The sequence below is a fragment of the Burkholderia sp. BCC0405 genome (genome assembly GCF_902833075.1).
GTDB lineage: Bacteria > Pseudomonadota > Gammaproteobacteria > Burkholderiales > Burkholderiaceae > Burkholderia.
Map to the genome: position 1 here is coordinate 259748 of NZ_CADFEO010000009.1, position 21043 is coordinate 280790.

Annotated in this window: 19 protein-coding genes; 9 read left to right on the forward strand and 10 right to left on the reverse strand. The window is 66.5% G+C overall.

The genetic code is table 11. From position 1 onward, the window contains the following. Positions 1–188: 188 nt before the first annotated feature. Entirely contained in the window at positions 189–587 is a 399-nt protein-coding gene (locus tag HWX36_RS17600) for a winged helix-turn-helix domain-containing protein (RefSeq protein WP_175953313.1), read from the reverse strand. Between the two features lie 416 nt (positions 588–1003). Between HWX36_RS17600 and HWX36_RS17605 the strand changes: the two genes are divergently transcribed. Further along, positions 1004–2206, forward strand: coding sequence for a Fic family protein (locus HWX36_RS17605; RefSeq protein WP_175953314.1), 1203 nt, complete (start codon positions 1004–1006; stop codon positions 2204–2206). A 119-nt stretch (positions 2207–2325) separates the two neighbouring features. On the opposite strand, the gene HWX36_RS17610 is transcribed toward HWX36_RS17605, so the two are convergent. Both HWX36_RS17610 and HWX36_RS17615 read right to left on the reverse strand, forming a co-directional pair. Continuing rightward, positions 2326–4536, reverse strand: a complete 2211-nt coding sequence (locus HWX36_RS17610; RefSeq protein ID WP_175953315.1) for a xanthine dehydrogenase family protein molybdopterin-binding subunit — start codon at positions 4534–4536, stop codon at positions 2326–2328. Positions 4537–4538: 2 nt separating this feature from the next. Then, positions 4539–5000 (reverse strand): (2Fe-2S)-binding protein, encoded by a 462-nt coding sequence (locus tag HWX36_RS17615; protein WP_175953316.1) that lies wholly within the window; start codon positions 4998–5000, stop codon positions 4539–4541. A gap of 181 nt (positions 5001–5181) precedes the next feature. On the opposite strand from HWX36_RS17615, the gene HWX36_RS17620 reads away from it, so the two are divergent. After that, on the forward strand, positions 5182–6105 hold the full coding sequence (locus HWX36_RS17620) for an AraC family transcriptional regulator (protein WP_175953317.1): 924 nt from the start codon (positions 5182–5184) through the stop codon (positions 6103–6105). A gap of 37 nt (positions 6106–6142) precedes the next feature. Here HWX36_RS17620 and HWX36_RS17625 read toward each other — a convergent pair whose 3' ends face one another. The 6 genes from HWX36_RS17625 to HWX36_RS17650 are packed head-to-tail and all read right to left on the reverse strand — an operon-like array spanning position 6143 to position 12927. Beyond that, a complete protein-coding gene (locus HWX36_RS17625) occupies positions 6143–8806 on the reverse strand; it encodes a glycosyltransferase family 2 protein (protein ID WP_175953318.1) in 2664 nt (887 codons plus the stop codon). A 26-nt stretch (positions 8807–8832) separates the two neighbouring features. After that, a complete protein-coding gene (locus HWX36_RS17630) occupies positions 8833–10236 on the reverse strand; it encodes a UDP-glucose/GDP-mannose dehydrogenase family protein (protein ID WP_175953319.1) in 1404 nt (467 codons plus the stop codon). Between the two features lie 35 nt (positions 10237–10271). Continuing rightward, a complete protein-coding gene (galE, locus tag HWX36_RS17635; protein WP_175953320.1) occupies positions 10272–11261 on the reverse strand; it encodes a UDP-glucose 4-epimerase GalE in 990 nt (329 codons plus the stop codon). Further along, entirely contained in the window at positions 11258–12265 is a 1008-nt protein-coding gene (locus tag HWX36_RS17640; RefSeq protein ID WP_175953321.1) for a UDP-glucuronic acid decarboxylase family protein, read from the reverse strand. The genes galE and HWX36_RS17640 overlap by 4 nt, the downstream gene beginning before the upstream one ends. Beyond that, the gene (locus tag HWX36_RS17645) at positions 12258–12539 is read right to left on the reverse strand and encodes a hypothetical protein (RefSeq protein ID WP_244136441.1); all 282 of its coding nucleotides are present in this window, start codon (positions 12537–12539) and stop codon (positions 12258–12260) included. Before HWX36_RS17645 ends, HWX36_RS17640 begins: the two co-directional genes overlap by 8 nt. 58 nt (positions 12540–12597) lie before the next feature. Next, positions 12598–12927, reverse strand: coding sequence for a hypothetical protein (locus HWX36_RS17650; protein WP_175953322.1), 330 nt, complete (start codon positions 12925–12927; stop codon positions 12598–12600). 1426 nt (positions 12928–14353) lie between these two features. Between HWX36_RS17650 and HWX36_RS17655 the strand changes: the two genes are divergently transcribed. The 7 genes from HWX36_RS17655 to HWX36_RS17685 all read left to right on the forward strand — a co-directional run bounded on the left by HWX36_RS17655 (position 14354) and on the right by HWX36_RS17685 (position 20387). Beyond that, positions 14354–14677, forward strand: coding sequence for a hypothetical protein (locus HWX36_RS17655; RefSeq protein ID WP_175953323.1), 324 nt, complete (start codon positions 14354–14356; stop codon positions 14675–14677). A 111-nt stretch (positions 14678–14788) separates the two neighbouring features. Continuing rightward, a complete protein-coding gene (locus HWX36_RS37785) occupies positions 14789–15379 on the forward strand; it encodes a hypothetical protein (RefSeq protein ID WP_347879220.1) in 591 nt (196 codons plus the stop codon). Positions 15380–15453: 74 nt separating this feature from the next. After that, positions 15454–15735: a hypothetical protein gene (locus HWX36_RS17665; RefSeq protein ID WP_175953325.1), complete on the forward strand. Its 282-nt coding sequence runs from the start codon at positions 15454–15456 to the stop codon at positions 15733–15735. 44 nt (positions 15736–15779) lie between these two features. Beyond that, positions 15780–17474: a chemotaxis protein CheA gene (locus tag HWX36_RS17670; RefSeq protein ID WP_175953326.1), complete on the forward strand. Its 1695-nt coding sequence runs from the start codon at positions 15780–15782 to the stop codon at positions 17472–17474. A gap of 156 nt (positions 17475–17630) precedes the next feature. Then, the gene (locus HWX36_RS17675; RefSeq protein ID WP_175953327.1) at positions 17631–18215 is read left to right on the forward strand and encodes a hypothetical protein; all 585 of its coding nucleotides are present in this window, start codon (positions 17631–17633) and stop codon (positions 18213–18215) included. 135 nt (positions 18216–18350) lie between these two features. After that, on the forward strand, positions 18351–19748 hold the full coding sequence (locus tag HWX36_RS17680) for a sigma-54 dependent transcriptional regulator (protein WP_244136443.1): 1398 nt from the start codon (positions 18351–18353) through the stop codon (positions 19746–19748). Between the two features lie 132 nt (positions 19749–19880). Beyond that, a complete protein-coding gene (locus tag HWX36_RS17685) occupies positions 19881–20387 on the forward strand; it encodes a hypothetical protein (RefSeq protein WP_175953329.1) in 507 nt (168 codons plus the stop codon). A 27-nt stretch (positions 20388–20414) separates the two neighbouring features. On the opposite strand, the gene HWX36_RS17690 is transcribed toward HWX36_RS17685, so the two are convergent. Beyond that, on the reverse strand, positions 20415–20909 hold the full coding sequence (locus tag HWX36_RS17690) for a hypothetical protein (protein ID WP_175953330.1): 495 nt from the start codon (positions 20907–20909) through the stop codon (positions 20415–20417). Positions 20910–21043: the final 134 nt, after the last annotated feature.

The following is a 21043-nucleotide window of genomic DNA, read 5'->3' on the forward strand; positions in this document are numbered from 1 at the left end:
CGGACGAGGATGCACGAGGATGCGCGGACGCCGGCACCCAAAAGCGACCGCCGCCCGGAGGCGGCGGTCGGGTCGCGACTGGCTGGCGGGCCGGGCGGCGTGCAGGCCGCGCCCGACGGGCAGGCCGCGAGGCGCTGCGGAACGGCGCAGCGCGGTGGGGGGAGCGTGGCCGGCGCGCCGGCGAATCGTCAGGCGTAGTCGGCGGCCATCACGGCCTGCGGCGCCGCGCGCAGGATCGGCGCTGCGTCGTGACGCTCGACGTGCGTCATCGCCGCACCGAACAGCACCAGGCGATAGCCGACCGCGTAGATCGGGATGATCCGCAGGTTCTTGTCGTGATCGAGTTGCAGCTTCGAACGGATACGCGAGATATGGGTGTCGAGCGTGCGCGACGACACGCCGAGTTCACGGCCCCACACGGCTTCCTGGATTGCCTGCCGCGGCACGATCTTGTTCATGTTGTCGAGCAGGAATTCCACGACGTCGAATTCACGCGGCGTGACATCAATGATCTTGTTGTCGATTTCGATCGTGCGGCGCACGAAGTTGATTTTTATGTTGTCGATGTACAGATATTTGCAATCCATGGTGGCCCTCGCATGTCCGTAAAGGAGTGTTTGCGGGACCTGTGCAGCAACTTCCGGGCCAGGGACAGGATCGTCAGGGGCCGGCAGGGGGAGGCATCGCTGCAGGCGGCGCGGCAGCCTTGAATTTAAAAGAATTTTTAACGGGAGACGCGAGCCAAACAGAAAAGGGGGGCGGGGCAACCGTGAAGGATTGTTACGTAGCATCGGCGGGTGACGTTACGGGCGTTACGTCCGCCGTAACGTGTGGGGCCAGGCGGGGAACCGGGCGGGTGGAGCGCCGCCGCGGCCGGGTGGAGAACCCGACATGGAATCCTACATTGAACCCGACACGAGAATGTTAAAAGTGTATATAAATCATCAACATAAGTTACTATAATTGCCGACATGGAACCCTACATTGAACCCGACAGGGAAGCATGACCACAGCCGCTACCTTCGAACCGCTGTTTCCCGAGGATCGCGTACTCGATCCGCTGCTTGAGCAGGCCGCCGAGCTCGTCGACTCATCACATCGGTTGCTTGCCGTACGCGATACCCCACTGGCCGTCGCGCTCGTGCCGCAGTTGCGCGCCATGAATTCGTACTACACGAACAAGATCGAAGGACAGCACACGACGCCTGCCAAGATCGAGGCTGCGCTGCATCGGGATTATTCGACCGATATTGTCGAGCGCAAGAAACAACGCTTCGCGGTCGCGCATATCGCGACGGAAGCGGCGCTCGAGGAGGAGTGGCGAACGCTTCCGGTTGCCGCGCTCTTTGAACCGACGCGAATTTCGGCCATTCACGATCGCTTCTTCTCTGGTTTGCCAGTCGACGAGCGACTGACCGGTGAAGGGAAGGCCATCGTTCCGGGCGAATTTCGCCGCTCGAATGTGACGGTAGGGCGTCATTTGGCACCGGAGCCTGAGATGATCGAGACGTTGCTCCAGGCCTGGGCGACACGTTATAGCCGCATTCGTGCGAAGGAGTATCAACTGATCGGCATTGCCTGTTCGCATCATCGGTTGACCTGGGTGCACCCGTTCATGGACGGCAACGGTCGGGTGGCACGTCTGCATTCACATCTCGGACTGCGCGCCGCAGACCTGACTCATGGTCTTTGGTCGCCGCTTCGGGGGCTGGCGCGAGAGCATGAGCAGTATTACGCCAGGCTGAGCGAGGCCGACCAGACGAGGCGCAACGATCTGGACGGCCGGGGCAACCTATCCCAGGAAGGGCTGGTCAAATTTGCCCGGTTCTTTCTCGATTGCTGTCAGGACCAGGTTGGTTTCATGGTGCATATGACGGAGTTCGAAGGGGTGACCGGGCGATTGCTGGATCTGCTGCGATACCTGGAGGCCAATCCGTGGACCATCCGTTCGGAAAAATCTGTCATCAAACCGGAAGCCGCGGCGCTGGCCATGGAGTTCGTGGCACTGCGCCGAACGGTCACGCGAGCGGAGTTTGCCCAGATGCTGGGTGTGAGCGATGTACTGGCTCGCAGAATCGTCCGTTCGCTGCTGGATTACGGACTGCTGACTTCGCCGTCGCATCGCGGTGAACTGTCTTTTGGATTGCCGCTGAACGGCCTTCGTTTTCTATTTCCGAGACTCTGGCCTGAAGTCGAGCTGGAATGAGCGTTCCCGTGGGGGCGCCATTGTGCCTCGACTCCAGTCGGCGTTACGTCTTTCGCGAGGTGATCACAAACGCCGGCCGCAAGGCGTCTGCGCCCCGCGGCCGACGTTCCGGCCTACCCTCAAGCCTTCGCGCTATCCGCCGAATCGAACGGCAGCACGTAATGCCGCTTGCCCGTCGCCGCGAAGATCGCGTTCGCGACCGCCGGCCCGACCGGCGCGACGCCCGGCTCGCCGACCCCGGTCGGTGCTTCGGCCGACGGCACGATATGCACCTCGACTTTCGGCATCTCGGCCATCCGCAGCACGTGGTAGCCGTCGAAGTTGCGCTGCTCGACCTGGCCGTCCTTCAGCGTGATCGCGCTGTGCATCACCGCGCCGAGCCCGAAGCCGATGCCGCCCTCCATCTGCGCGGCGACGATGTCCGGATTGATCGCGATGCCGCAATCGACCGCGCACACCACGCGCTCGACCTTCACCTTGCCGTCCGCGTCGACCGACACCTCGGCGACCTGCGCGACATAGCTCTTGAACGCCTCGGCGACCGCGATCCCGCGCCCGCGCCCCTTCGGCAGCGGCTTGGCCGGATCCCAGCCGGCCTTCTGCGCGGCCAGGTCCAGCACCGCGCGCATGCGCGGCTCCTTCGCGAGCAGGTCGCGGCGGAACGCGTACGGATCCTTGCCTGCCGTGTGCGCGGCTTCGTCGATGAACGCCTCGACCGCGTAGGCCGTATGCGAACTGCCGACCACGCGCCACCACAGCACGGGCACGCCGACCTTGGCGGTGGTGAGCTCGACCGACACGTTCGGCACCGCGTACGGCAGGTTCGCCGCGCCCTCGACCGAGGTGGCATCCACGCCGTTCTTCACCATGAATGCCTCGAACAGCGTGCCGGCGAGGATCGACTGGCCGACGATCCGGTGGCGCCAGCCGACCAGCTTGCCGTCCGCGGTCAGCCCCGCGTCGAGCTTGTGGAAGTACATCGGCCGGTAGAAGCCGCCCTGGATGTCGTCCTCGCGCGTCCATTGCAGCTTGACGGGCTTGCCGTCCGCGCCGAGCGCCTTCGCGATCGACACGGCCTCGACCACGTAGTCCGACCACGCGTTCGCGCGCCGGCCGAAGCTGCCGCCTGCGTACAGCGTATGGATCTGCACCTGCTCGGGCTTCAGGCCTGCCGTCCTGGCCGCGTTGGCCTGGTCGACCGTCTGGAACTGGTCGCCGGCCCAGATTTCGCAGCTGTTCGCCGTCAGCTTGACGACCGCGTCGAGCGGCTCCATCGGCGCGTGCGCGAGATACGGGAATTCGTACGTCGCGCTGATCTTGCGCGCCGCGCCCGCGATCGCCGCATCGGCATCGCCGTCCTTGCGCGCCGACGTGCCCGGCTTGTCGGCGAGCTGCCGGTATTCGCGCATGATCTCGTCCGAGCCGCGCTTTTCGGCGTTCGTTTCGTCCCATTCGACCTTCAGCGCGTCGCGGCCCTGTTTCGCGGCCCAGAAACCGGTCCCGACGACCGCGATGCCACCGGGCACCTGTACGACCGAGACAACGCCCGGCACGGCCTTGGCCGCCGTCGCGTCGAAGGACTTCACCGTCGCGCCGAAGCGCGGCGGGCGCTGCAGCAGCGCGACGCGCATGCCGGGGAAGGTGGTGTCGAGCGTGAAATGCGCGGTGCCGTTCGATTTGGCCGACGCATCGACGCGCGGAATCCGGTGGCCGATGAGCTTGAAATCGGCCGGCTGCTTCAGCACGACCTTGTCGGGCACCGGCAGCTTCGACGCATCGGCGACGAGCGTGCCGTACGCGGCCGTCTTGCCGCTCTTCGCATGCGTGACGACGCCATTGGCCGTCGTCAGCTCGCCGGCCGGCACCTTCCAGCGGGCCGCCGCGGCCGAGACCAGCATCGCGCGGGCCTTGCCGCCCGCTTCGCGCAGTTGCTGCCACGAGTTCGCCATCGCCGAGCTGCCGCCCGTGCCCTGCATCGTGCCGAACGCGAGGTTGGCATAGCGTTTCGCGTCGGCCGGCGCGCTTTCGACGCGCACGTGCGACCAGTCGGCGTCGAGCTCCTCGGCGACGATCGTCGCGATGCCCGTATAGGCGCCCTGGCCCAGTTCGACGTGCTTTGCAATGACCGTGACGGCGCCGTCGGGCGTGATGCGCAGGAACGCGTTCGGCGCGAAGTCGGCGGCAGGCGCCGTCGCCGCAAGCGCGCGGCGGCCGAGGCCGGCCCATTCGAAGCCGATGGTCAGGCTGACGGCGGCCGCGGTGCCGGCGGCTTTCAGGAACGTGCGGCGCGACGGACGCACCGAATTGCTGTTGTCGAGTTCGATCGTCATGGTCACGCTCCCAGCGTCGCGGCCGCGTCGTGGATCGCCGCCCGGATGCGGGCGTAGGTCGCACAGCGGCACAGGTTGCCGTTCATCGCGGCGTCGATGTCCGCGTCGGTCGGCTTCGGGTTCTGTTCGAGCAGCGCGGTGGCCGACATGATCTGGCCGGACTGGCAGTAGCCGCATTGCGGCACCTGCAGCTTGACCCAGGCGGCCTGCACGGCCTGCGCGGGCTTGCTCTGCAGGCCTTCGATCGTCGTGACGTGCTTGCCCGCGATGCCGGCGAGCGGCAGCACGCACGAGCGGACGGCCTGTCCTTCGAGATGCACGGTGCACGCGCCGCACTGCGCCATGCCGCAGCCGAACTTCGTGCCGGTCAGTCCCGCGTGTTCGCGAATGGCCCAGAGGACGGGCATCGACGGATCGGCGTCGAGCGTGACGCTCTTGCCGTTCAGGACAAACGAGGTAGGCATTTTGATTGTCTCCGTGGGGAAAACCCGGCATGCGCCCGGTTAGCGGGCAGTGTGCGCGAGCAGCCAGTTTTTGCGTCTACCCAATCCTGCAAATTTATTGAACAATCCTGCAAATCCCCGGCAGGTTCCGGGCGGTTTCGCTATGCTCCCGCGACATGAGGAAATCTACCGAGGAAGCGTCATGGACATGACCGATATCGTGGCGTCGCGCGAATCCGGGCGGCGCGAGCTGGCGATGCTGATCAGCCGTTTCGCGCCGGCGGACGGCTCGCATTCGACGGCCGTGCCGGGCCTGATGCTGCATCGGCATACGCGTCCGGTCGATCTCGGCTGCGCCGTGTCGTGTGCCGCGCTCGTGATCGCGGGCCAGGGCGCGAAGCGCGTGATCGTGGCCGGCCACGCTTACGAATACGACACGCAGAATTGCCTGATTACGTCGATCGACTTGCCGATCCTCTCGCGCGTGACGCGCGCGTCGCCGGAGGAACCGTACCTGTGCCTGTCGCTGAGGCTCGATCCGCAGCGCATCGTGGAGCTCGCGGCCGAGATGCGGCTGCCCGAGCCCGACGCGGGCCCCGAAGGCGAGGGGATCGCGCTCGCCGAGCTGACGCCGCCGCTGCTCGATGCCGCGCTGCGGCTGATGCGGCTGCTCGATACGCCGGCCGACATTCCGGTCGTCGCGCCACTGATCGAAAAGGAATTGCTGTACCGGCTGATGACGAGCGGGCAGGGCACGCGGCTGCGGCACATGGCGATCACGGGCAGCCAGACGCACCGGATCGCGCGCGCCATCGAATGGATCCGCGATCACTACGCGGAGCCGATGCGCGTCGAATCGCTCGCGCAGGCGGTCAACATGAGCGTGTCGTCGCTGCACCACCATTTCAAGCACGTGACGACGCTCAGCCCGCTGCGGTACCAGAAGCAGTTGCGGCTGCACGAGGCGCGCCGGCTGCTGCTGCGGCAGGGCGGCGATGTCGGGTCGGTGGCCGCCGTGGTCGGCTACGAAAGCGCGTCGCAGTTCAGCCGCGAATACAGCCGGCTGTTCGGCGCGCCGCCGATGCGCGACGTGGTGCAGTTGCGGAAGAAGGAACTGCTCGGCTGACGGCGCACGGCTGACGCGCTGTCGCTCCCCCCGCGTTTCACCGGGCGACCACCGTCGTCTGCAGGAATGCGGGGGCGATCCGCCAGTCCGGCACGTAATGCGCCGGCCATGCGCCGGGCGTATCGACCGCGTTGAAATACACCACGGCCTTCAGCAGCGGATAGCGCCACAGCGATCGCTGGAATTCGTCGAGTGCCTCGCGCTTGCGCGCATTCGACCCGTCGATGCCGAGCTCCGTCACCATCACCGGCAGCCCGTAGTCGGTCACCCGCTCGTACTTGGTCCGCAGGATGCTCGCGGCGGACGCGTGGCCGCCGGCCGGCCAGGTCGCGCAGCGCGGGCAGTCGAACACGGACAGGCCGACGTCGTCCACATAGCCGCGGCCCGGGAAATAGTCGTCCAGGTTCCGGTTGCCGGCCGGCGACCATACGAAGCGGAGCTGGTCGGTCATCGTGCGGCAGGTGCTCACGACCCGCCGGTACGCATCCACGTAGGCCGACGGATCGCCGATGGCCCACGGATAGCGTCCGGTGTCGGCCTCCATCTCGTGCCCCCAGCGCACGAACACCGGGCCCTTCAACGCGGCGAGTGCCGAGCAGGTGGCCGCGATCCGCGCATCGTAGCGCCCGTGCGCGATATCGTCGAGCAGCGCGCCTGGCCGCGTGTCGCCGGCTGCCCAGGGCTCGACGGTCAGCATCAGCGAGCGGTTGCGCGCCTGCGCGCTCCGGTACGCAGCGTCGATTTCCGCGCGGATGTCGGGCGCGTTCCACGACACGAACACATGGTCGAACGCGAGATCCCGGTCGCCCGCGAGCGTGTTTTCGGGATCGTATGCGCCGAGCGCGGGCTGCTTCACCGGTTCGCCCGGCACGGGCGCGACCACGGCCGGCAAATCCGAGCGCCACATCATCGCCTGCCAGCCTTTCGGCGCGCGCAGCCCGATGCCGGCCAGCACCATCGCGAGCGCGATCACGAACAGCGCGTTGCGCACGGGCAGGCGGCTGAAGAACATCTGCCTGAACGCCGACCACGCGAGCCCTTGCTCCCTGCCGTGATTCACCGTGACGACGGCGGCGATCACGAGATACAGGATGCTCGTGAGCGTCGAGAACAGATAGAAGCCGGCGGCGTTGCGCGGATTCTCGACCGTGACGACCGGCAGGCTGCAGAACAGCGAGATCAGCAGGTACGGGGCGACCACGCGCAGCGGCGCGTCCTGTTCGATCGTGCCGCCCTTCGGCGTGACCTTGAACGGAAATTCCTTGCCGCGCACGCAGTCGAACACCGCCGACGCGCAGCCGAGCACGACCCACGGCCAGCGCGCGAACACGAACGACAGCCCTTCCCACGACAGCAGCTTCGTGTTCAGCGGGCGGCACGACCGGGTCGAACGCGTGGCCCAGGTCACCACGCACAGGAGCAGCACGGACAGCGGCAGCGCGTAGGTGAAATACGTGAGGAAGTCGACGTGCGCCCACACGCGGCCGGTGAGCAGCGCGACGACCGGGATCACGACGCTGGCGGCCATCGCGAGCGCGCACAGCGGATACCACAGCTGGCAGAACAGGAACTGCGCCTTCAGCTTCAGCGGCAGCCCCATGAAATAGCGGCGCGTGTAGCGCAGCATGATGATCATCACGCTCTTGGACCACTGGAATTCCTGCGTGGCCAGGTCGCCGAACGTGCGCGGCCCCTCGCCGTGCGCGATCGCGTTCAGCGCATGCATGCCGCGCCAGCCCTTCGCATTGAAGATCATCGTGGTCGAGTGATCCTCGGCGAGCTCGGGCCCGAGCCCGCCGATCTCGCGCAGCGCGCGGCAGCGCACCGCGTAGTGCGAGCCGATGCACAGCGGCGCGAGGCCGCCCGCATAGCCGGCCTGCATCGTGCCGTGCAGCGGTCCCTCCACGTTCACGCGTCCGCGCGCGCTCCAGCTCTCGGCCGCATTGCTGTCGCAGATGCTCGGCGCCGATACGTAGCCGACTTCCGGGTCGACGAACGGCCGCAGTATCTCCTCGAGATAGGTGCGGGTCGGCACGTGGTCGGCGTCGAGCTGCGACACGAAATCGTAGTGGTCGTAGCCGACCCTGTCGTAGAAATAAGCGAGATTGCCTTCCTTGCACTTGGTTCGGCGCGGCCAGCTCGTCCGGTGGTACGCGGCAATGCCGCGCCGCGTCGACACGAATACGCCGTGCTCGCGGCACCAGTCGAGCGTCTCGGGCGACGGGTCTTCATCGGCGAGCCACGTATCGTGCGGGTAGGTCTGGTCGAGCATCGCGAGCAGCGTCGTGCGGACGATGTCGAACGGCTCGGACGGCGCCTTGGTGACGACCATCGCGACGCGCCAGTCGCGCGGCACCGGCAGCGCGGGATTCGGCATGACCGCCGAGCGGATGATGAAGATGAAGTAGCCCGGAATGAAGGTGGTCCAGAACAGCACGAAGCAGTTGACGCCGAAGCGGAATGCGTCGACGTAGTGCTCGTCGCGCAACCACCAGCGCCAGAAGATGCCCAGCGCGACGAACCAGCCCAGCGCGAGGAGGTGGAAGACGATCCGGGTCCCGCCGTCCATCAACGGGACGAGGAGCGGGACCTCCGCATGCGGCGATGCGGTGCGATTCGCGTCGGCGTCGGCGTCGGTGGTATCGGCGTCGGTGGTATGCGGCGCAGGGCCGCCCGCAAGCGACGCAACCAGCTTCTTCATGGTGTTCTCCCGTCGAGGTCAGACCATCAGTCTTGAAGCAGGCCGTGCTGCGGCCGGGGGTCCTCGCTGGCGTGCTGTTGTTCCGGCGCCGGGTCGGCCGGCGTGCGTTCGCCGCACGAGCGGCCCACGCGTTCGTAGCGGCGAAAGCCGCTGTCGACGGCCAGCCGTTCGCTGAACAGGTTGCGCATGTCGAGCATCACGGGATCGGCCATGTGATCCGCGAGGTCGGCGAGATCGAGCGCCTCGAACGCTTTCCATTCGGTCATCACGACCACGGCGTCCGCGCTGCGCACCGCGTCGATCGCGGAGCCCTCCATGAACACCTGCGGCAGCAGCCGCGATGCTTCGTGCGGACGCGCCGGGTCGTACGCGCGGATATGCGCGCCCGCACCCACGAGCAACTGGATCAAGTCGATGCTCGGGCTTTCGCGCACGTCGTCGGTCTGGCCTTTGAACGTGAGGCCGAGCACCGCGATGCGCTTGTCCTTGATCGAGCCGCCGCAGGCTTGCTCGATGCGGCGCAGGATCTGTTGCTTGCGCAGCGTGTTCGATTCGATCGCCGCACTGACGATGCGCAGCGGCACCGCATGCTTGGAGGCTGTCGCCTTCAGCGCGCGCGTATCCTTCGGAAAGCACGAGCCGCCCCAGCCGGGGCCGGCCTTCAGGAACGATGCGCCGATGCGGTGGTCGAGGCCCATGCCGTTCGCGACCAGTTCGACATCGGCGCCGACGGCTTCGCACAGGTCCGAGATCTCGTTGATGTAACTGATCTTCACCGCGAGGAATGCATTCGCCGCGTACTTCACGAGTTCGGCCGTTTCGATCTCGGTTGCGAGCACGAGATGGCCGGCCGCTTCAAGCGGCGCATAGATGGCCTTCATGATCTCGATCGCGCGCGGATGCTCGGCGCCGAACACGACGCGGTCCGGGTGCATGAAATCGTCGATCGCCGAGCCTTCGCGCAGGAACTCCGGATTCGATGCGATGGCCGCGTCGATGCCGTGCGGCGCGCAGCGCTCGATGATCTGCCTGACGATCCGGTTGGTGCCGACCGGCACCGTCGACTTCGTCACGACGACCGCGAAACCGGTGAGGTTCGACGCGATCGCGCGCGCGGCCGCCTCGACGTACTGCAGGTCCGCCTGGTCGGTGCCCGGCAGCGTCGGCGTGCCGACCGCGATGAATACCGCGTCGCGATCGCGCACGCTCGCCGCGAGGTCGCTGCTGAAGCGCAGCGTACCGCGTTCGACGTTGCGTGCGACGACGGCGTCGAGGCCCGGTTCGTAGATCGGCATGCGGCCTTCGTTCAGCGCGTCGATCTTGCCGTGATTGTTGTCGATGCAGACGACCTCATGCCCGAGATCCGCAAAGCACGCGCCGCTGACCAGCCCGACGTAGCCCGTGCCGACGATGGCGATCCGTACCTTCATGGTGATTCCCCTGGTTGGCGTACAAGGAAACTGGCTCACTTGCCGGATTCGAATTGCAGTTCTTTCTGAAACCACGCCGCGGCGTGTTCGACCATCGGTTCGATCGCGGTGAAACGCGGCCGCCAGCCGAGTATGCGCGCGGCTTGCGTGGCGTCGGCGTACAGCTCGGGCGGGTCGCCCGGGCGGCGCGCGGCTGTGACCGTCGGCACGCGGCGGCCCGTCACCGCTTCGACGGCGCGCAGTGCGTCGAGCACCGACGTTCCTTTGCCGGTACCGAGATTCAGGGCGACGCTGTGGCCGCCGCCGCACAGATAGGCGGTCGCTTTCAGATGCGCGTCGGCGAGGTCGCTGACGTGCACGTAATCGCGAATCGCCGAGCCGTCGGGCGTCGGGTAGTCGGTGCCCATCACCTGGAACGCGTGGCCGGTGCCGAGCGCCGCGCGGATCGCGAGCGGCAGCGCGTGCGTTTCCGGTTCGTGGCATTCGCCGATCTCGCCGTCGGGGTCCGCCCCCGCGGCGTTGAAGTAGCGCAGCGCGACCCACTTCAGCCCGTATGCGCGCTCGAAATCGGCGGCCATCCGTTCCATCGCGTACTTCGTGAAGCCGTACGGATTGATCGGCCGTTGCGGCGTGCGCTCCGAGATCGGCAGCACGTCCGGAATGCCGTACGTCGCGCACGACGACGACATCACGATCCGGCCGATGCCGGCCGCATGCATCGCGCTCAGCAGCATGCAGGTGCCTGTGACGTTGACCGTGTAATAGCGGTCGGGCGCGAGCACCGAATCGCCGACGTAGGCGAGTGCGGCGAAATGGATCACGACGTCGGGCCGATGCGCGGCGAACGCCTTCGACAGTGCGTCGCGGTCGAGAATGTCGGCCGTGACGAGCGGCCCCCATCGAACCGCGTCGCGATGGCCGGTCGACAGATTGTCGTAGGCGACCGGTTCGTGTCCCGCTGCCGCGAGCGCCTTGCAGGTATGGCTGCCGATATAGCCCGCTCCGCCGGTCACGAGCACTTTCATGTCGTGACCCCGGTCAGGCGCAACACCGGCTCGAGCCACAGTTCGCGGCTGAAATAGTCGACGGTCCGGCGCAGGCCTTCGTCGAGATCGACGGCCGGCCGCCAGCCGAGTTCGGCCGACGCGACCGAGATGTCGGGCTTGCGCTGGTGCGGATCGTCGAGCGGCAGCGGCCGGAACACGATGTCCGATTTCGAGCCCGTCATCGCGAGCACTTTTTCCGCGAGCTCGAGCATCGTGAATTCGCCGGGGTTGCCGAGGTTGACCGGCGTGCCGATATTGCGCTCGGCGCTCATCAGGCAGAAGAAGCCGTCGATCAGGTCGCTGGCGAAGCAGAACGAGCGCGTCTGCCTGCCGTCGCCGTAGATCTCGAGCGGTGTGCCGTTGAGTGCGCCGACGATGAAGTTCGACACGACGCGGCCATCGCGCGGCGACATCCGCGGGCCGTAGGTATTGAAGATGCGCGCGACACGCACGTCGATGCCGTGCGTGCGGTAGTAGTCGTAGCACAGCGCCTCGGCCGCGCGCTTGCCTTCGTCGTAGCACGCGCGCGGGCCGATCGTGTTCACGTTGCCGCGATAGGTTTCCGTCTGCGGATGCACGTCCGGGTCGCCGTAGATCTCGCTGGTCGACGCCTGGAACACGCGTGCGCCCGTCTTGCGCGCGAGCGCGAGGCAGTGGTTCATGCCGAGCACGTTGGTCATCATCGTATGGACGGGATCGATCTGGTAAGTGGGCGGCGATGCCGCGCACGCGAGATTCCAGATCTCGTCCACCTGCAGTTGCGGCAGGCCGAGCGAGACGTCGCCCTTCACGAACGCGAAGCGGCCGGACGCTTTCAGGTCGGCCACGTTGAGCTTGCGCCCCGTCAGCAGGCTGTCGATGCACGTGACGGACGCGCCTTCCATGACCAGGCGTTCGCATACGTAGCTGCCGAGAAAGCCGGCGCCGCCCGTCACCAGGACGCGCTGACCGGCGCGCGTCTCGAGCGCGACCCTGTCATTCATGGCTTTCTCCCTCGTCGTTCAGCTCGGGGAACCACACGTCGATCAGTTCGACGGCGGCGCGCACGCGTTCCATCCCGCTGCACGGGGAGCGTTTCGGCAAGCGCCGGTTCGCACGTGCTGAGGTCGACGAAGCGCCGCGACAGGCGCTCCGGTTTTGCTGACTACCCCGTTGATGCTTGAACGACGCACGCGTCGATCGACCGGTGGTGATCTTCATCGCCTTTTCCCCGACATGCTGACTGACGAGCAGGCCGCCGCCGTGATCTTGCGCCACGGCGTGCCGCTCGGTGAGAGTCCGACATCAGGCAATCGGCATGCCATGAACGATGCCGTCACGATGCGCACGGGCGCGACGGCGCGATTGCCGCGCGATACGCGCGCTTCTGTTTCATGTGTGTATCGTGGGGACAGGAAAGCGCGCGGGCCAATTGCCGGACCGGCGCGATTCGATACGACGAAACGCGCGATAAATCAGGCTTTTGCGGCAGCGGCTTCATCAAAACGGTGTCGGGCGGAAATGTTTCATCAATGAGAAATGCATCGATAAAGGTTTGAAAACGTTTCCTGAATGTGCTGCTTATCGGGCGATTCGGTGCGTGAAAGGCGGGGAGAGTGAAAGTGAAAAATGGATCTGCCGGATCGGGAGGGGCACGCGTTTTCATTTGTTTTAATTATTACGCCGGCATGCAGGTTTTATTTCTTACGGCTCATTTCGGCGCTTGAGCGGCGTCTGATCCTGTCGGTATTTTCACGGATGAATCAAATTCGTTCGGGTCGTCGGAGGAAACGCGTGCGGACGGCTTGCCGGATGCTGCGGTGTCGGGCCCTCGAGGCCCGGTGTCGGGCGAATCAATTCTCGTTTGTGATGGCACGGGAGAGGGGGCGCATACGCCGCGATCCACGGTTTGCAAGCGGAAATGCCCGCGCTGCCCGCCCGGCGCGGACGTGCGCTTCTCAAGTTTGAAACACGCGTTCATCTGGCCGTCCGGCGTAGGCCTGCGGGCCGGATTCGTCCGTCTAATCCGGCGATTGCATCGCGGCGCTCAACGATCGCCGAGGGTGTCCAACTGTTATTGCGATACATTCCTGAAACAAAAAATGTCGTTCCAGGCGCTGCAGGCCGCCGTGGCGGCCGTTTGGCGAGCCCAATATGCGGTGGAATATCACGTGGCACGCTGCTTGCGGTATTGGACGCACCGGCGGGCGGCCGACACGAAGTAACGAACAGGTGGGGCGGCCAACTCGTCAATAAGCAGTCGGGGAAACGGCGATGAAGACCATAAGCAGTAGCCTGATCGGCGCATTCTTTGCGCATCAGTGGGGTAGTCGGAAAGGCCGGGGTGACGCTCGCGACGCTGTGCCAGCTTCGCGGATTGCGCTGTCTCCGTTTCCTGCCCTCCGCGCGCTTCGCGTGCCGGCGCGGTGGTCGCGCCGCACGACAGTCGGGCGACAGCGGGACGCGCTTTCATTCAGTTCACCCGGATGGATCAAGCTGTTCGTGCCGGACAGCGTGATGTCGATTCGTCTTCGGCCGTGCAGGGTCGCTTCGATCGCGCCTGGCCCATGCCGGCGCCGGCCGGATTAGATCGAACGCCCGTCGGCCGGATTATCCGGAAGACCTTTCGTCGATAGCTCAGGGAGAAGACATGCCACCTGGCTGCAATGCAGGCCCGTTGTCGCCCGGATAAAGGGTGAATCTTCAACGGCGCTGCATTTTGCGGTGGTTAATGTATTCGCGAATTTCGATTCCGGAACGGGATGCCGATTTATGGCATGCCGTCCGGTGGGGTATCGAATATCGCAAGCCGAAAGGATGTGCGCATCGCTTTGGTTTGTCGGCTAATGGTGTTTTGCGTATAAGTAAAATGTTCATAAAAATAATAGAAAACACCTACGAAAAAATTGGGATAACTAAAAATCTCGAAGCTAAGCTTTGTATTGCAAAAATCGCAATAAGCTGAATTTAAAAGGCATCGTGATTTTATTGATTGGACAGTGATCCTTGATTTTTAGGATTGCTCAAGTCAGGAAGGTTGATGGCGTGCGATCTTCCTGACTCATTCCGTCCACGCCGTTTTGGAGTCGACCATGAAGAAGCTTCTGATTGCAGCAGCAGTTCTGGCGGTTTCGGGTGCAGCGTTCGCTGGCAGCGGCACCGTGTCTAGCAGCAGCTCGTCGAGCGGCGGCCAGACGATGGCAGGCGTTGCTGGCTTCGGCCATTTCACCGCAACCGATTCGGGCTCGGCACTCGGTGCAGCCGGCGCAGTTGCCGGTGGCTCGGGCAGCGGTTCGATCTCGTACACGAACCACACCCAATCGTCGTCGGTTAGCGGCTTCGGCTTCGGTGGCGCGCAAGCGGGTGGCGACAGCGGCGCGAATGCCGGTTCGATCGGCTGGACGACGCACCACTAAGCCGCGACGCGTAGCGTTCGTCAATGGCTGGCGGTACGGATGCCGGGTTCCGCTCGATGGGGGTTGGCCCGGCTCCGCCACCGCCGAACATACTCACAGCAAGGGATTGCTATGAAAGCCAAAGTCATTTTCGCGACAGCGCTCACCGTCTTATCGTCGGCTGCATTGGCCGCAGGTTCCTCCACGACCAACCAGACGCAATCCGTTGCGGCGGGTGTTTCCGGTTCGGTCCTGGTCGGCTCCGGCAGCTATACCAGCAATTCGACTTCGACGGCGGGCGCGAGCGCGGGCAGTACGGTGACACCCGCTGGTTCCGCCGGCACGGCATCCGCCTTCCACGACACGACCTCGACGGCCAGCGGTTCGGGCACGAACGGGGGCGCGTTCGCGGCAGGCGGCGGTATCGGTGCCGCAGGCTCGTACGGTGGAAACAGCAGCACGAACGAGAACGCGAATGCGCTGTCGGGCGGGGTGAGTGCCACGATCGTCCTTGGTGCCAATCATTACACGGCTTCGAGTGCGAACGACCAGGGCGTTGCCAACGCGGGTGCCGCTGGGCTGACCGGCAGTGGTGGGTCAGGCGCGATCACGGGTTCGAATCACTACAACTCGTCGACCGTTTGGAGTACCGGTTCGGCTGGCTCGCCGTCCGCATCGGGCGGAAGCCAGGGCAGTGCAAGTGCGACCGGAAGCAGTCATTAGTCAGGTGTGGGGGGACCAGTTTCGCAGCGACGCTGGTCTCTTTTCCCCACATCGTTGTCACGTAAGGAGTTGGCATGAAGCAGAAACTGATTGCCGCCGCTTTGATGCTCGCGTCTCTGACGGCGTATGGCGCTGACCGTATTGCCAACGACGTGCAATCGAATTTGCAGACGTCAAACAACCCTGACCAGACAACCAAACCGTCAGAACAACAAACGCTTTCTTCGGGCAGTGCCATCGGCGGACCAGACGCCCAGCAGTGGCAGGGCATATCGGCCGGCTCGTGGTCCCAGCTGGGTAACGGCTGGAAACAGTTCGGGGAAGCAGGCAAAGCTGAAGGGCATCAGGGGAATTAGTACGGTTGCCTGGGTGGGAGGTAAAACCTCGTCCGGAGAGTGAAATGAACAGCAACAAGATCAAGGTGGCATGCGCAGCGATGTTCGCGATGACCACGATCGGCGCCCAAGCGCAAACCGCCGATTCGACTTCGAGCGCACAGTCATCGACGTCGTCGACGGCAGTCAGCCAGGGGGGCGGCTCGAGCATGAGCTCGAACACGAACACGAACACCACGAGCTCGCGCGGCGGCAACGCGACCAGCTCCAGCGGGGTTCACAGCAGCGGCAATTCGAGCGTGAACGTGAACGTGACGATGCCGTCCAGCACGAGTGGCGGCACGAACGTGACGCCGCAGTCGCTGCAGTCATCCGGCGCGCCCGGCACCAACCCGTACAACACCCAGTCGGCGGAAAACGTCAATTACTCGGGTACGCAGACGATCAAGACCAACCCCGCGATCCAGGCGCCGGGCCTCACGACCACGCTGTCCGATACCTGCATGGGGTCGGTGAGCGTCGGCGTGTCGTTCCCGGGGTTCGGCGCGACGGGCGGCACGACGCTGGTCGACCAGGCCTGCGTCCGGCGTCTCGATGCACGTGAATTCCGTGCGATGGGCCTGACCGACGTGGCGCTCGCGCTGCTCTGCCAGAGCGACGCGAACCGGCGTGCGGTGGAAGCGACCGGTCACCTGTGCCCGGGCACGACCGCGCCGCTCGCCCGTTCGAACGTGGCGCCGAGCGCGGAAGCGACGGTTGCCGACGACGTGAAGTATCGCGATCCGATCGTGCGCAACCGCATGGGCTTGCCGCCGCTGGACGCTGCCGCGCCGGCACCGGCGCAATCCCGCCCGGTGGCGACGACCTCGGTGCAGGCGGCACCCTTGCCGGTGCCGGTGCCCGTCCCTGTGCCGTCGGTGGCGCCGGTTGCCGCAGCACCGGCCGTCGCAGCACCGGCTGTTGCAGCTGCCGCACCGGCAGTGGCGGCGCCGGCTGTCGCAGCACCGGCTGTCGCAGCACCGGCTGTTGCAGCTGCCGCGCCGGCGGTGACGGCGCCGGCTGTCGCAGCCGCACCGGCCGTCGCAGCACCCGCCGTTGCAGCAGCGCCTGCGGTGGCCGCCGCGCCTGCTGTCGCCGCCGCGCCCGCGGCATCGGTCGTACCGGCGGCGGCGATCGCGGCCGTACCGGCTGCCGCCGTGATCGCCGCACCGGCAGTTGCGGACAAGGCATCGCCCGCGCCTGCCGAGCCGGTCGCCGACACGAAGGCGCCGGAGCCCGTGCCGCCCGTGGCCGACAAGGCGCCGGAGCCTGCGCCGGCAGTCGCCGACAAGGCCCCCGAGCCCGTGCAGCCCGTCGCCGACAAGGCGCCGGAGCCGATGCCGGCCGCGACCGACAACGCAGCGCAGGCCGCTGCCGCGCCGGCTGCGGACACGACGCCGGCCGCGGCCGTCGTCGCGGCGCCCGCAGCCGAGACCGCGATGCCCGCACCGGCAGCCGATGCGAAGGCCGTCGAGCCGGCTCCGGTCGCCGCCGAAGCGCCCGCGCCGGAAGCCGCGCAGCCTGCCGCAGCCGCGGCGCCTGCCGACATGCCGTCTGCCGGCGCGACGGCGCCGGACGAAGCCGCTGCGCAGCCCGCCGACATGCCGGCCTTGTCCGATCCTGCGCAAGGATTGCCGCCGGCTCCGGTCGACCAGCAGGCTGCCCCGGCTGCACCGGTCGTGCCGGCGCCGGCTGTCATTTCGACGAGCACGTCGTCGTAAGCACGCGGGTCGGACGCCCGTGCGACCGGAACGCAGGTTGCACGGGCGTCGTTCGAACCCGAAGCCCGACGGTCGTTTCCTGTTTGACGGGTGTTGATCCCATCCCCGAGGTCAACACCTCTTTTTGCCTGACGAGGATGCAAGGAGGCCTCAATCATGAGGATCTTTTTGGTCGCTCTGTTGTTTTACAGCGCGCAAGCCGCCGCGCAGGCGGTATTCCAGAACCCGGCGGTCTTCGTGATCCTGGGCGAGCAGACCGCTGCGACCGCCGTGAGCGTCGAGCAGGCGCTGACGACGCTCGGTCGCGCCGACAACACGGCGTGCGCGCCGATGGTGATGATCGGCGATCCGCAGATGATCTACATGATGCCGGAGGAAGGTCACGCACCGTCGTGGCAATCGCCGGTGTACGGCCGTGGCGCGCCGTTCGAAGCGCAGAACGGGCCGACGCCGACCGGCAAGACGATCGGCGCGATGCAGCATGCCGAGGACATGCAGACGCAGCCATGGAGCGACGGCAGCGCGATCACGCAGAAGATCGCCGGCGAGTCGAGCGTGACCGCGGCGGATCGGGTGAGCGGGTGGCAGCGCAGCGGGCTCAACTCGATCGAGACGGCCCGTGCGGCGGAAGTGACGGTGAACGGCAAGACTTACCGGGCCTATCGTGACGACCTCAACGGTTCCACGAAGCCGGTCGTCGAGCCGCAGATCTACACGCAGCGCGTCGTTTTCTGCCGATAACGCAACGTCAATCCGAGGACGGCCCGGCGCTGCGCCGCGGGACCACGATGCCCCGCCCCGCGCGATCCGGCAACGGCCGTTTCGACCACCCATCCAAGCGACGAGGCCATCGTGAACTATTGCTGCCAGATCAGGGTGTCGGGCCCGCGGGATCTCGAACGCGATGCGGGTACGGCGCCGTTCGTTGCCGTCCGGCGCAACCCTGTCGTACCGTTGCGGCCGCTCGTCTATCTGTCGCAGCAGCACGATGCCGCGCTCGCGGACTGTCTCGCGTCGCGCGGCTGGGACGTGTGGCGCGCGAAAACCGTTGCGGACGCACTGAATCTCGTCAGGGCGAACCGTCCGCATGCGGGCATCGTCGATTTCGGCAGCTTCGCGTCGCCCGACGTCACGTCGTTCGAGACGCTGCTGCGCGATCCGCGCGTCAGCTGGGTGGCGCTCGCCGACCATGAGCGGCTGCGGGATCTCGCCATCGCGCGCCTGATTCGCCACTGCTGCTTCGACTACGTGCGCAATGCGACCGCCTATACGACGATCGGCTATCTGGTCGGCCATGCATACGGGATGTTGAAACTCGCGGACGGCAGCCCGGACGGCGATGCGGCGCCCCTCGGCGGCACGATGATTGGCTCGTGCGACGCCATGCGCCGGCTGTTCGCGACGATCCGCAAGGTCGCGAACACGGACGCCACGGTATTCATCGCCGGCGAATCCGGCACCGGCAAGGAGCTGACGGCGGCGGCGATCCACCAGCAGTCGTTGCGCGCCGAGGCGCCGTTCGTCGCCGTGAACTGCGCGGCGATTCCGTCGACGCTGCTGCAGGCCGAACTGTTCGGCCACGAGCGCGGCGCGTTCACGGGCGCGCACCAGCGCAAGATCGGCCGGATCGAGGCCGCGCACGGCGGCACGCTGTTTCTCGATGAGATCGGCGACATGCCGTTCGAGAGCCAGGCGAGCCTGCTGCGCTTCCTGCAGGAAGGCACGATCGAGCGGCTCGGCGGGCACGCGTCGATTCCGGTGGACGTGCGGATCGTGTCGGCGACCCACGTCGATCTCGAGGCCGCGATGCAGGCGGGGCGGTTCCGTGCCGACCTGTACTACCGCCTGTGCGTGCTGCGCATCGACGAGCCGCCGCTGCGCGTGCGCGGCCGCGACATCATGCTGCTCGCCGACTACGTGCTGCGGCGCTATCGCGGCGACAGTTCGCACCGGATTCGCGGTTTCATGCCGTGCGCGATCGAAGCGATCTACAACTATCCGTGGCCCGGCAACGTGCGCGAGCTGATCAACCGGATCCGGTTCGCGGTCGTGATGACGAACGGTCCGATGATCTCGGCCGCCGATCTCGAACTGCACTCGTACACGTCGCGGCGGCCGCCGACGCTCGCGGAAGCGCGCCGGCAGGCCGAGCGGCACGCGATCGAGGAAACGCTGATGCGCCATCGCCACCAGCATGCGGACGTGGCGGCCGAGCTGGGCATCTCGCGCGCGACGCTGTATCGGCTGATGACCGCGCACGGGCTGCACGGCTGACGCGCCGCGGCGCACAGCCGCTCAAGACTGCGCGACGTCGGCCGTTAAGACAGGAAACGGCCCGTCCGGATCGCCGGTGCAGCAATGCGCGCGGGGCCGGCACGCGGCGCATCACGCTTATTCGAGGTTACCGTGGCAGAGTGCAGTCACTGCGGCAGGACGTTTCTGGTCGGCGGGCGGTCGATCGACGGCCACCGCTATTGCCGTCCGGCATGCGCGCAAGCGCATCCGATCGTCGTCGAGGCGGAGCGGGTGCCCGACGCGAAGGTCTGGGAGTACGTGCACGACTGGCGTTACGGGCCGTGCCCGATCTGCCGTCGCGACGACCAGCCGGTCGATGTCCATGCGTCGCATCGCGTCGTATCGCTGCTGTTCGTCACGCGCTGGGCGACGCGGCGCCATGTGTGCTGCCGGCGTTGCGGCCGCAGGAAGCAGGCGGTCGCGCTGCTGGCCTCGGCCGCGTTCGGCTGGTGGGGGGTGCCGTGGGGCCTCGTGCTGACGCCGATCCAGCTTGTGCGCAACGCGCTCGGGCTGGCCGCGCGCGATCCGGCGGTCGCGACGCAGCAGTTCGAGCAGCTCGTGCGGCGCAAGCTGGCGGCGCACCGGCTGCGGCGCGCACGGCAGGGCGCTGGCGCCTGAGCGCGCGGCCCGGCGCGCCGTGCGCGATCAGGAGGCCGGCCGCTCGAAGCCCGAGGCGACCCAGCGTTCGGCGCCGGCCTTGTTGAGCTTGAATCCGGCCGACACCTTCGCTTCGGCCAGCAGCTCGCCATACGGATCGAATGCCTTGAGCTGCGCGTAGGGCTCGAACTCGTCCGGCACGATGTCGAGCGTCACCGACACATCCTGGCCGTCGTCGCCCTGAACTGTCACTTCCTTGTGCAGCATCGCGCGCCGCTGCTGCTCGTGCCGCATCAGCACTTCGGTCGCGGTCTTCACGAGCGTGCGGAACGCGTTCGCGTCCATCGGCTTCGGGTTCTTCTTGTCGCGGCCCATGGTCCACGGCCCGACGAGCGCGGGCTCGGACTCGCCGTCCTTGATCATCTCGACGGCCCAGCCGTCGTCGTCTTCGTTCTTGATGATGCGGGCCGTCCAGCCGCTGTCGCGCCAGAGGCCGTCTTCGTGGATGGAGGTGTCGTCGGATTGCAGGTCGGAGTCGGTCATGAGGAAAGCGGGGGAGGTCGGGCAGCCGGCAAACGGGCGGTGGCGCGCGGCCGGCATCGGCGCGTCGCTCGCCGACGGTGGCCCGGCGCAGTATGCAAAGGCGTCGATTTTACCTGCTGGCCGGTCGCTTGGCC

Excerpts from the sequence above, each read along its gene's own strand:
- HWX36_RS17600 (WP_175953313.1), bottom strand. The coding sequence starts at position 587 with ATGGATTGCAAATATCTGTACATCGACAACATAAAAATCAACTTCGTG.
- HWX36_RS17605 (WP_175953314.1), top strand. The coding sequence starts at position 1,004 with ATGACCACAGCCGCTACCTTCGAACCGCTGTTTCCCGAGGATCGCGTA.
- HWX36_RS17610 (WP_175953315.1), bottom strand. The coding sequence starts at position 4,536 with ATGACGATCGAACTCGACAACAGCAATTCGGTGCGTCCGTCGCGCCGC.
- HWX36_RS17615 (WP_175953316.1), bottom strand. The coding sequence starts at position 5,000 with ATGCCTACCTCGTTTGTCCTGAACGGCAAGAGCGTCACGCTCGACGCC.
- HWX36_RS17620 (WP_175953317.1), top strand. The coding sequence starts at position 5,182 with ATGGACATGACCGATATCGTGGCGTCGCGCGAATCCGGGCGGCGCGAG.
- HWX36_RS17625 (WP_175953318.1), bottom strand. The coding sequence starts at position 8,806 with ATGAAGAAGCTGGTTGCGTCGCTTGCGGGCGGCCCTGCGCCGCATACC.
- HWX36_RS17630 (WP_175953319.1), bottom strand. The coding sequence starts at position 10,236 with ATGAAGGTACGGATCGCCATCGTCGGCACGGGCTACGTCGGGCTGGTC.
- galE (WP_175953320.1), bottom strand. The coding sequence starts at position 11,261 with ATGAAAGTGCTCGTGACCGGCGGAGCGGGCTATATCGGCAGCCATACC.
- HWX36_RS17640 (WP_175953321.1), bottom strand. The coding sequence starts at position 12,265 with ATGAATGACAGGGTCGCGCTCGAGACGCGCGCCGGTCAGCGCGTCCTG.
- HWX36_RS17650 (WP_175953322.1), bottom strand. The coding sequence starts at position 12,927 with ATGAAAACGCGTGCCCCTCCCGATCCGGCAGATCCATTTTTCACTTTC.
- HWX36_RS17655 (WP_175953323.1), top strand. The coding sequence starts at position 14,354 with ATGAAGAAGCTTCTGATTGCAGCAGCAGTTCTGGCGGTTTCGGGTGCA.
- HWX36_RS37785 (WP_347879220.1), top strand. The coding sequence starts at position 14,789 with ATGAAAGCCAAAGTCATTTTCGCGACAGCGCTCACCGTCTTATCGTCG.
- HWX36_RS17665 (WP_175953325.1), top strand. The coding sequence starts at position 15,454 with ATGAAGCAGAAACTGATTGCCGCCGCTTTGATGCTCGCGTCTCTGACG.
- HWX36_RS17670 (WP_175953326.1), top strand. The coding sequence starts at position 15,780 with ATGAACAGCAACAAGATCAAGGTGGCATGCGCAGCGATGTTCGCGATG.
- HWX36_RS17675 (WP_175953327.1), top strand. The coding sequence starts at position 17,631 with ATGAGGATCTTTTTGGTCGCTCTGTTGTTTTACAGCGCGCAAGCCGCC.
- HWX36_RS17690 (WP_175953330.1), bottom strand. The coding sequence starts at position 20,909 with ATGACCGACTCCGACCTGCAATCCGACGACACCTCCATCCACGAAGAC.